Source organism: Pseudomonas sp. Pseusp97 (assembly GCF_047304025.1).
GTDB lineage: Bacteria > Pseudomonadota > Gammaproteobacteria > Pseudomonadales > Pseudomonadaceae > Pseudomonas.
Genome location: NZ_JBGLYK010000262.1, coordinates 1 through 6981, shown reverse-complemented (window position 1 = coordinate 6981; position 6981 = coordinate 1). Strand labels below are relative to the sequence as shown.

Here is a 6981-nt window from a genome sequence, read left to right as displayed (position 1 = left end):
GTGCGGGCCTTGAAGGCACGGGCCAGGTGCGAGGCGGACAGGCCGATGCGCCCGGCCAGTTCGTCCAGGGTTGGCGGCTTCTCGGCCTTGTCGAGCAGCTCGCAGGCCGCCGCGACTAGCGCATCCAGCTGCTCGCGCGGGCTAGGTCCACGCGGCGAGCAGCGTTTGCAGGGGCGGAAGCCGGCCGCTTCGGCCGCGTCGGGGGCGGTGTGGAAAGCCACGTTCTCCCTTGATGGCCGGCGCGCCGGGCAGTTCGGCCGGCAGTACACGCCCGTGGAGCGCACGCTGAAGACGAAACGTCCCTCATAGCGCGCGTCGCGCTCGCAGACCGCCTGCCAGCAGCGCTCGGGGTCGAGTGGGAAGGTCGTCATGGCAGCTCTCCAGGGCAATGGCTGTTGAGGAGATTGTCCGTCCCGACACGAAGTGCAGCAATCCGCATCGCGTTTTCAAACTCGAAGCGCGGCGGCAGGGGCTACGCTTGCTGGGTATCGCCTGAAGAAGAACCCATGTCCTTGCGCCGACTCTGCCTGTGCTCCGTCCTGCTGCTCCTCGCGCTGTGCGCCCAGGTCCGTGCCGCGGGCGTCGCACTGAACGAGCAGGAACACGCCTTCATCGCCGCCCACGAGCCGATCCGCGTGGGGCTGTTCCGTGCCGGCTGGCCGCCGTTCGAGGTGATCGACGAGTTCGACCAGTTCCACGGCATCAGCGCCGATTACCTGCAATTGATGTCCGAACGTCTGGGCATGCGCATCCAGCCGGTGCTCTACAACACCTGGGAGGAAGTGCTGGCAGCGGTGAAGGCCGGCGAGGTGGACCTGTTGCCGTCCATGGCCGCAACCGAAGAGCGCCAGCGCTTCCTGAGCTTCACCCAACCCTACGTCACCAGCAGCAGCCTGATCTTCGCCCGGCGCGACAGCACCATCCGCACGCTGGACGATCTGTCCGGACGCCGGGTGGCGGTGGAGCATGGCTACGCCGTCCACGAGCTGCTGAGCAAGGCGGTGCCGGGGATCGACTTCGTGCTGGTAGAGGATTCCCCCAGCGCGCTCAAGGCCGTTTCCACCGGGCGTGCCGATGCGTACGTGGGCAACCTCATCACCACCACCTTCCTGATCGAGCAACTCGACCTGTCCAACCTGGAAGTGCGCGGCGACAGCGGGCTGGGCAACAGCCAGGTGCGCTTCGCCACCCGCAAGGAGCTGGACCCGCTGGTGCCGCTGCTGGACCGCGCGCTGGGCAGCATCACGCGCAACGAGCAGGAGGCGATCCAGGCGCGCTGGTTGCCGGCGCTGGATGTCTTCGACTGGATGCACCTGCTGCAGATCGCCTGGCCCTGGGTGGTGGGCGTCCTCGCCCTGCTGACCTTCGTGCTGGTGTGGAACCGCCGGTTGTCGATCCAGGTGACCGAGCGCGCCCGCGCCGAGGCGGAGGAGCGCCGCCAGCGCAGCACGCTGCTGGCGCTGATCAACTCGATTCCCGACCCGATCTGGTTCAAGGATACCCAGGGCCGCTACCTGGGGGTGAACCAGGCCTTTGCCGACTGCCTGGGACGCGCGCCGGAAGACATCGTCGGCCGCAGCGACCAGCAGCTGTTCAGCCGCGCAGCCGGCGCCGGCCGCCAGGACCGCGACCGCCAGGCGCTGACCGAAAGCCAGCCCTTCGCCAGCGAAGGCTGGGTGGTCTATCCCGATGGCCGACGGGTGCTGTTCGACACCCTGCGCAGTGCCTTCCATGACGACCAGGGCCGGCTGCTGGGGCTGGTGGGTGTCAGTCGCGACGTCACCGCGCGCAAGGCCACCGAGCTGGCGCTGGCCCAGGCGCGCGACCTGGCCGAGGAGGCGGCGCAGCTCAAGAGCGATTTCCTCGCCAACATGAGCCACGAGATCCGCACGCCGCTGAACATCATCATCGGCCTGGCGCACCTGCTCCAGGAAACCACCCTGGACCCGCAGCAGGTGGACTACCTGGGCAAGATCCAGGGCTCGGGCCAGTACCTGCTGGAGCTGATCAGCGACATCCTCGACCTGTCCCGCGTGGAGGCCGGCAAGCTGGAGTTCGAGCACATCGCCTTCGACCTGGAGCGACTGCTCGGCGAGCTGTTCGACCTGTTCAACATCCGCGCGGCGAGCAAGGGGCTGACGGTGCGCTGCGAGATAGACCCGCGGGTGCCCGCGCAGGTGGTGGGCGATTCGCTTCGTTTGCGACAGATCCTGATGAACTACGGCAACAACGCGTTGAAATTCACCGAGCGGGGCGAGGTGGTGATGATCGTCCGCCTGGAAGAGGAGGACGAGGACAGCCTGCAGCTGTACTTCGCCTTCCGTGACACCGGCATCGGCATCTCCGCGGTGCAGCAGGAGCGCCTGTTCGAATCCTTCCAGCAGGCGGACAGCTCGATCACCCGGCGCTACGGTGGCTCGGGCCTGGGCCTGGCGATCTGCCGCAAGCTGGCGGAAGCGATGGGCGGCAGCGTCGGGGTGGAAAGCGAATCCGGTCGCGGCAGCCTGTTCTGGTGCCGGCTGCCGCTGGGGCGGGTGGACGACTCGGTCAGCCTGAGCCTGCAGAACATCAGCCACGAACCCTTGCCGGTACCGCTGCTGCCGACGTCGGCGGCCGCGCCGGCGCTGCGCGAAAGCGGCAACGACGCCGAGGTCGAACAGGTCTGCCGGCGCCTGGCGCACCTGCTGGCGGCGGACGATCCGCGCGCCGGGCGCTTGCTCGGCGAACGTGCAAGCCTGCTGCGCAGCGTCTTCAATGAGGGCTACGAGGGCATCGCCACGAGCGTGCGGCGGTTCGAGTTCGAGCGAGCCCTGGAAAGCCTGGTGAATCTCGCGAGGGAGCGCGACATCCGGATATAGAACGGCGGGGCAGGAACGCGCGAACGGGGGCGTGGTCCGATCCCGCAATGGCATGTCACGAATCTGACCGATGCGAGGAGTTGCGATGGATAGCATGCTGGACCGGCCGGAGCAGGAGATGATCCTGGTGGTGGACGACCAACCCGACAACCTGATGCTGATGAGCGAGCTGCTCATGGATCGCTATCAGGTGCGCGTGGCGTCCAGTGGGCCGAAGGCACTGCGCCTGATGCAGAGCGAACCGCGCCCGGACCTGGTGCTGCTGGACATCATGATGCCGGAAATGGACGGCTACGAAGTCTGCCGCCAGCTCAAGGCCGACCCGCTGACGCGCGACATCCCGGTGATCTTCCTCACCGGCATGGTCAGCGCGGCCGACGAGCAGAAAGGCCTGGACCTGGGCGCGGTGGACTACCTGACCAAGCCGATCAGCCCGCCGGTGACCCTGGCGCGTATCCGCGCGCACCTGAACCTCAAGGCCAACGCCGACTTCCTGCGCGACAAGAGCGAGTACCTGGAACTGGAAGTTCGCCGCCGCGCCCGGGAGCTGCAGGCGATCCAGGACGCCACGCTCGAAGCCATGGCGACGCTCTGCGACCTGCGCGACAACCCGCACAGCAATCACCTGGTGCGTATCGAGCACTACATGCGGCTGCTGGGCAGCTCGCTGTCGCTGCACCCCAAGTTCGCCGCCGAGCTGTCCGTGGAAAACATCGAGCTGCTGGTGCGCTCGGCGCAATTGCACGATATCGGCAAGGTCGCCGTGCCCGACCGTATCCTGCACAGCCCGGGCCAACTGGAAGAGGCCGACCGGCTGATCCTCGAAAGCCACACCACCGTCGGCCGCGATGCGCTGGCGGCGGCGGAGCGCAAGCTGGGCTCGCCGGCGGAGTTTCTGCGTTTTGCCAAGGAAATCGCCTACAGCCACCATGAACACTGGGACGGCGGCGGTTTTCCCGAGGGCCTGTCCGGCGAGCAGATCCCCCTGGGCGCCCGGATGCTGTCGTTGATCGACTGCTACGACGAGTACACCTGCCGCCACGCCTATCGCTCCTCGCTGACCCCGGAAGAAGCCGCCGAGCGCATCAGGGCCGGCGCCGGCAGCCAGTTCGACCCCCGCGTGGTCGAGGCCTTCAGCGAGGTCGCCGAAGGCTTCGCCAACATCGCCCAGCGTTACGCCGACAGCGATGAAGCGCTGGGGCTCGAACTGCAACGACTCGAGGATGCCGTGACCGAAAGCATCGAGCTGACCCCGCCCGAACCCTGATCGCGCTGGGCGGTCGTCGACGTTTGCCGTATAAGGAGCGCAGCGCCCCAGAGAGGTACGCCAGGAAGCCCGATGAAGACCCCGAAACGCCTAGAGCCGCTGATCGAAGACGGCCTGATCGATGAAGTATTGCGCCCGCTGATGAGCGGCAAGGAAGCAGCAGTCTACGTGGTGCGCTGCGGCACCGAGCTGCGCTGCGCCAAGGTCTACAAGGAAGCCAACAAGCGCAGCTTCCGCCAGGCCGCCGAATACCAGGAAGGCCGCAAGGTGCGCAACAGCCGCCAGGCGCGCGCCATGGCCAAGGGCACCAAGTACGGCCGCAAGGAGCAGGAGGATGCCTGGCAGAACGCCGAGGTGGCCGCGCTGTTCCGCCTGGCCAATGCCGGCGTGCGCGTGCCCAAGCCGTACGATTTCCTCGACGGCGTGCTGCTGATGGAGATGGTCGCCGACGAAGAGGGCGACGCCGCTCCGCGTCTGAACGACGTGGTGATGGAGCCCGAGCTGGCCCGCGACTTCCACGAATTCCTCATCCGCCAGATCGTCATGATGCTCTGCGCCGGCCTCGTGCACGGCGACCTGTCGGAATTCAACGTGCTGGTCGGGCCGGACGGCCCGGTGATCATCGACCTGCCGCAGGCCGTGGATGCCGCCGGCAACAACCACGCCTTCCGTATGCTCGAGCGTGACGTGGGCAACATGGCCGCCTACTTCGGCCGTTTCGCTCCCGAGCTCAAGTACACCCACTACGCCAAGGAAATGTGGGCGCTCTACGAGGACGGCAAGCTGCAGCCGGACACCCCGCTGACCGGGCATTTCGATGATCCGGAAGACGAGGCGGACGTGGATTCGGTACTGCGTGAAATCGCCGAGGCCATGCGCGAGCAGGAACGCCGCGAAGCCGGCCGCGCCGCCCAGGATGCCCCGCCGCAGCGCGAGGAGCCGCCACCTCCGCCGTGGGAGCAGGGCTGAGTCCGTTGCCTGGCGAATCGGAGCTTCTTGCACTTATCGCCGGGCAGCCCGAACGCCTGCACCTGCTGCGCGTTGTGCGCGATCACGGCCCGGAAGGCGCCTGGATCGCCGCCGGTTTCGTGCGCAACGCGGTGTGGGACGCCCTGCACGACTACCGCGAAGCCACGCCGCTCAGCGATATCGATGTGCTGTATTTCTCAGCCGACCGCCTGGAGCCCGAGGCGGACGGCGCGTGGGAGCGTAAGCTGCTGGAGGCCTGCCCTGACGCGCCCTGGTCAGTGCGAAACCAGGCGCGGATGCATTTGCGCAACGCTGATTGCCCCTACCGGGATTGCGCCGATGCAATGTGCCATTGGCCGGAAGTCTGCACGGCGGTGGCGGTGCGGCTTCGCGGCGAGTCCCTGGAACTGCTGGCGCCGCTGGGCGTCGACGACATCTGGGCGCTGCGCGTCCGCCCCACCGGGCACTTCCGCGCCAAGCCGCACATCTACCGCGAGCGCATTGCCGCCAAGAACTGGCCGGCGCGCTGGCCGAAGCTGAAGATCGAACACCCGTAGGAGCGAGCTTGCTCGCGAACCCGCCTTGCTCGGTGGCTCTCGCCGGTGAACTCGTTCGCGAGCAAGCTCGCTCCTACAGAATTTGCCACCGGGTGCCGTTCCGCTCTGCGTAGGATGGGTGGAGCGCAGCGATACCCATGCTGCCGTTCGCCGGGATTGATGGGTATCGCTGCGCTCCACGCCATCCTACGAACGGTTCCTTCTTGGGTCTGGGGGCAGACTGTCCGGATTCCCGTCCGGTCCTGCGAAAAAACTGTAAGCCCACAACTGTATCCATACATTTCAGACGTCGGCTGGTAGTTTTGCCCGATCCCACCCCGAGCGCTCTGCCATGCCTCTCCGCCACGTCCTCCTTGCCTTGCTGGTCACCCTGATCTGGGGCGTCAACTTTGTCGTGATCAAGGTCGGCCTGCACGACTTCCCGCCGCTGCTGTTCTGCGCCCTGCGCTTCGCCCTGGCGGCGCTGCCGCTGATCTTCCTGCGCGGCCCGCTGCCGGCGCCGTTCTGGCGCATCGTGCAGATCGGCGTGCTGCTGGGTGTGGTCAAGTTCGGCCTGCTGTTCGTCGGCATGCACATCGGCATGCCCGCCGGCCTGTCGTCGCTGGTGCTGCAGAGCCAGGTGTTCTTCACCGTGCTGATCGCCGCCGCCTTCCTCGGCGAGCGTCCCAGCCCGCGCGCACTGATCGGCCTGGCGCTGGCCGCTGGCGGCCTGCTGCTGATCGGCCTGGAGCGCCCCCTGGGCGACAGCCTGCTGGCCTTCCTGCTGGTGATCGCCGCCGCGCTGGCCTGGGCCTTCTCCAACATCGCCACCAAGCGCTCCGGCGCCAGCGACATGCTGCGGCTGATCAGCTGGGTCAGCCTGATCCCGCCATTGCCGCTGCTGGTGCTGTCGTGGATTTTCGAAGGCCCGGAAGCTATCGAACACGCCGTGCTGAATATCAGCTGGGGCGGGGCGGGCGCACTGCTCTATATCGCCTTCCTCGCCACCACCGTCGGCTTCGGCCTGTGGAGCTTCCTGCTGCGCCGCTATCCCGCCAGCCAGGTCACGCCTTTCGCCCTGGCCGTGCCGGTGTCCGGCCTGCTGTCGGGCTGGCTGTTCCTCGGCGAGGCCCTCACCACCCAGGACTGGATGGCCTGCGTGCTGGTGTTCGTCGGCCTTGCCGTGACCGTGCTGCCGGCTTCCCTCTGGCGCCGCCGCGCCGTTGCCAACGCGCAGGGCTGATAGCTATCTGTAGGAGCGGGGGGGTGTTGCAGGCACCCGCCACGGAGGGGGGGGGGCCGCTAGTTTGTGGAACGGGCTCGGCACGCACGTCCGGAGACTCGCCGCGAG

Annotated in this window: 6 protein-coding genes; 5 read left to right on the top strand and 1 reads right to left on the bottom strand. The window is 67.4% G+C overall.

Annotation, left to right across the window (positions count from 1 at the left end; genetic code table 11):
- On the bottom strand, window positions 1–371 hold a 371-nt coding region (locus ACCC94_RS26320), incomplete at its 3' end, for an Ada metal-binding domain-containing protein (protein ID WP_413352551.1).
- 135 nt (window positions 372–506) lie between these two features.
- Here ACCC94_RS26320 and ACCC94_RS26315 point away from each other — a divergent pair.
- From ACCC94_RS26315 to ACCC94_RS26295, 5 genes are all read left to right on the top strand, one after another.
- Window positions 507–2858 (top strand): ATP-binding protein, encoded by a 2352-nt coding sequence (locus ACCC94_RS26315; RefSeq protein ID WP_413352550.1) that lies wholly within the window; start codon window positions 507–509, stop codon window positions 2856–2858.
- Between the two features lie 85 nt (window positions 2859–2943).
- A complete protein-coding gene (locus ACCC94_RS26310; RefSeq protein ID WP_413352549.1) occupies window positions 2944–4125 on the top strand; it encodes a two-component system response regulator in 1182 nt (393 codons plus the stop codon).
- A 72-nt stretch (window positions 4126–4197) separates the two neighbouring features.
- Window positions 4198–5094, top strand: a complete 897-nt coding sequence (locus ACCC94_RS26305) for a PA4780 family RIO1-like protein kinase (protein WP_413352548.1) — start codon at window positions 4198–4200, stop codon at window positions 5092–5094.
- A 5-nt stretch (window positions 5095–5099) separates the two neighbouring features.
- Window positions 5100–5651: a nucleotidyltransferase family protein gene (locus tag ACCC94_RS26300; protein WP_413352547.1), complete on the top strand. Its 552-nt coding sequence runs from the start codon at window positions 5100–5102 to the stop codon at window positions 5649–5651.
- A 331-nt stretch (window positions 5652–5982) separates the two neighbouring features.
- Complete coding sequence (locus tag ACCC94_RS26295; RefSeq protein ID WP_413352546.1) at window positions 5983–6873, top strand: EamA family transporter; 891 nt, start codon at window positions 5983–5985, stop codon at window positions 6871–6873.
- Window positions 6874–6981: the final 108 nt, after the last annotated feature.

Bases quoted from the DNA above. Each gene is read 5' to 3' on its own strand.
- ACCC94_RS26315 (WP_413352550.1), top strand. From the start codon at position 507: ATGTCCTTGCGCCGACTCTGCCTGTGCTCCGTCCTGCTGCTCCTCGCG.
- ACCC94_RS26310 (WP_413352549.1), top strand. From the start codon at position 2,944: ATGGATAGCATGCTGGACCGGCCGGAGCAGGAGATGATCCTGGTGGTG.
- ACCC94_RS26305 (WP_413352548.1), top strand. From the start codon at position 4,198: ATGAAGACCCCGAAACGCCTAGAGCCGCTGATCGAAGACGGCCTGATC.
- ACCC94_RS26295 (WP_413352546.1), top strand. From the start codon at position 5,983: ATGCCTCTCCGCCACGTCCTCCTTGCCTTGCTGGTCACCCTGATCTGG.